Here is a 3,408-nt window from a genome sequence, read left to right on the forward strand (position 1 = left end):
CTCGGCAAGTTCGCTCTCCACAGTCGAATCGCTCCACCGGGCCCCAATTTCCACACTCATGGGCAACAGGCCGGAATCCCGATACGTCAGGTTCACGTTCTTCAGCCTCATGCTGGTCATGAACTCGTTGAGCCCAGCCCTGTCATCGGACGTGATCGCATTCACCAGCCCGCGAAGATCGCCCTGCAGCGCCATGTCGCCTTCCAGGGAGCCGAGGCCTTCCACCTCGTACCTAACCTTGCCGGAACACGCTTCCCGGCTCAGCAGGCTGTCGCTCGACGCGTTCAGCGTGAGGCCGTCCGGAGCGTAGCGGGAAATGATGTCGGCCTCCTCCATAGTTTTCGGGAACGTCATCTTCAGGCCGGAAAGATCCGTGACGTAACGGCTCGCGCCCTGCTCCGTCATGGACAGGCGATAGTCGAAGCTCTTCATGGCCACGGAATAGACCGCAGGCGCTGCGCCTTTCTCTTCGGGCGTATCCTGGAAGTTCAGGGAGCCGCCTTCCATGAAAATGCGTCCGACGGGCATGTTATCCCGATAGGCCTCTCCTATGATGCGATCCATCTCCGTAAACAGCTGCTCGCCGACGTCGCCGAACAGATCTTCCTCGCTGACGGCGTCAATTCTTTTGCTCACCTTGAAAAATTCCGCCACCAGCTCCGGCTCGGGCATGCGGATGTCCCGGATTTCCAGCGTCTTCAGCGCACCGGAAACATCCGGCCCGGAACCGCGCAGTCCGAAAAATCCCAGGCTGACGGGAGAAACCTTTTCCCCGGCTTCTGGCGCGCGCAGGCCTTCCACAAGGGCGATTCTCTCCACGCTGAGGCTGACGGGCGACATCTTTTCCTCGGAAAGTGTTATGGAAACGTTGGAAGCTTCCATGCCGTCGATGCGGCAGCGGTACAGTTCCTCAAAGAACGCCGCCTCTCCCTTGTGCTCCTTGTGCAGGCTCAGAAGCGTGCCGAGCCGCTGATACCAGCCCGTAAGACGCACGCTGTCGGCCTTCTGCTCCACGGTGGTCTCGCCCAGAGTCACCGTGTCGTCGATGCCCGCGGCGGCAATGGATTCGGCCACCACGGGAAGCGAATCGGGATTGTAGGCCGCGTCGGACTTCGTAAAGACGTACTTGCGGTTGAAGCCCTTCACTTCCACGCTGTCGATGGAGCCTTTGCGCGCGAAGCCCTCGTCGGAGAGCTTGTAGGTGACACCCTTGAGCATAAGCGTGTTGCCGAGCAGAGAATATTTGATCTCTCGCGCCTCGGCGGGCACCACGGCGAGCGCCTCGGCCACGGCCTTTTCCGTTTGCGTTTCCACGGTGCGCACGCCGAACCATCCGGCAATGCCGGCACACACGACAATGACGCCGCCGATCACATACTTCTTATTCATGTTCTTTCCCTCGCAGATAATCCGTCAGGGCCTTGTCTCCCGGCTTCGAGCGGAAGGAGACGGGAAGAGCGTCGGGATTCCTTGACATAACCTCAATGAAATCCACGGCGTTCATGGGATTTTCGGGAGCAATGGTCATGGAAAATTCGCCGGGTCGGGAAAGCTGCTCCGCCAGCGCGCGGCACAGTTCCCTCATGGGTCTTTCGGGAGATTCCCCGAACATCTTCAGCATGCCGACGGAGGTCGCCAGCAGCTTTTCCGGCGTGCCGAATCTCCACGCGGACATAAATTCCACGCCCAGAGGCACCAGTCCGGAATCCTTATAGACAAGATGCATGCTCCGCATGCGCAGATTCTGCATGAGCGCGTCCAGCTCTTCCGGCGACTCCTCATCGCTGAGCAGTGCCTGTTCAAGAGTCCGCATGTCGCCGGTCAGGGAGATGTCGCCGTCCAGCGTTCCGAGGCCTTCCAGCTCATAGTGCGACCTGGCCGAGAACTCCGTGTCGCTCTTCAGGCTCTCGCCGTCCGCGTTCAGCACCAGCCCGTCGGGGGCGTAGCGGGAAATCACTTTGGCTCCCAGCAGCGTGTACGGAACATTGATCTTCAGGCCGGAAAGCTTCGTCGTGTTCCTGAGCGCGCCCTTGTCTGCCCGGGACAGGGCATAGTCCAGGCTCTTCAGGCCGACGGAAAGCACGGCGACCTTGCCGCCCGAATTCGGCGGATATTCGTTCCGGGTAAACGAAGCGCCCTGCAGGGCGACGCGTCCCACCGGAATCCGGTTCTCGTAATTCTTCTGCAGAACTGCGAACACCTTGCCGATCGTCTCGTCCCTGAGCGCGCCGAACTGGGCAGCCTCGGAAGCGGAGTCCCGGTTCAGGCGGAAAATTTCGGCCAGCGCCGCGGGTTCGGGAAGCAGCACGTCCCTCAGATCCAGACTCTGAAGGCCGCCGAAGAACTGATGCCCGGCAAAGCGGATGCCGGAAATTCTCACGCTCGCGGGCGCCACCTTCTCCTCGCCGCGCGGGGCGCGCAGTCCGTCGGGCAAAGAAACGGAATCCACGACCACGTTCACGGGCGCGGCGTCGGGCGCAAGAATGGTGGTCGAAATTCTGCCGACCTCAAAGCCATCCAGACTGCAGCGGAACAGTTCCTCGAAGAACGACGCCTCGCCGCGGTGCTGACTGTGCTGATCGAGCAGCATGCCGAGGCGCTGACGCCAGCCGCGTATCTGCACCTCGTCTATTTTCTGTTCCACGCGCGTCTGCGCCACGTGAATGTTGTCGACAATGCCCCTTGCGGTGACGGATTCCGCCACAACGGGAAGCGCGTCGGCATGATAGGCGGGCATGTCGGGCCTGACGTACACGCACTTGCGGTTGAAGCCCTTCACTTCCACGCTTTCGATGGTGCCCTTGTGCATGATCCTGTCGTCGGGGAGCTCATATTCCACGCCCTTCAGCGCAAGGGTGTTGCTGAGAAAGGAATACCTGATCTCGGCAGCCTGCGCGGGCACGGCGGAAAGCGCCGCGAACACGGCGTCTTCGGTGTAGCTTTCGAGAATGCGCAGGCCCATGTAGCCGGAAACGCCGACCCAGAAGATGAGGCCTCCCACGATGTACTTTTTATTCATAACGCTCCTCTGACGTTGCTGGAAATCCGCTCAGGACGCCGTAGCCGCTTGTCAGTCCGCAAGGCCCAGCAGCGTCTTGACGGCCTCTTCACGGAAGCCCACCACGCTGCGGCCGTCCGGCACCACCAGCGTGGGGAACGAGCCGCGGGGATTGTGCGAACGGAGCGTGGCCATGATTTCCCTTCTGGCCGGATCTTCAAAGTCGTCCACGTAGATGAGCTTGTGCTCAATGCCCCGCTGATCGAGAAAATCCTTGAGACGAACGCAGTGTCGGCAGGTATGCAGGGTGTACATCACCGGCATGCCGCAGCTGCACGGATCCACACCGCAGCGGTAATCCTCCTCCTTGCCCCGGGGAACCCCCGTAGCCGACAAGGGGTGAACCTTTT

Annotated in this window: 3 protein-coding genes; all 3 read right to left on the reverse strand. The window is 60.9% G+C overall.

Going from position 1 to position 3,408, the window contains the following annotated elements:
- Positions 1-1,389: hypothetical protein (locus ACZM96_RS10265; protein WP_489488921.1), on the reverse strand; the 1,389-nt coding region annotated here is incomplete at its 3' end.
- On the reverse strand, positions 1,382-3,019 hold the full coding sequence (locus ACZM96_RS10270) for a hypothetical protein (protein WP_489488922.1): 1,638 nt from the start codon (positions 3,017-3,019) through the stop codon (positions 1,382-1,384). The genes ACZM96_RS10265 and ACZM96_RS10270, both read right to left, overlap by 8 nt.
- 51 nt (positions 3,020-3,070) lie before the next feature.
- The coding region (locus ACZM96_RS10275; protein ID WP_489488924.1) for a glutaredoxin family protein at positions 3,071-3,408 on the reverse strand (338 nt) is incomplete at its 5' end.

The sequence above is a fragment of the Mailhella sp. genome (assembly GCF_057866825.1).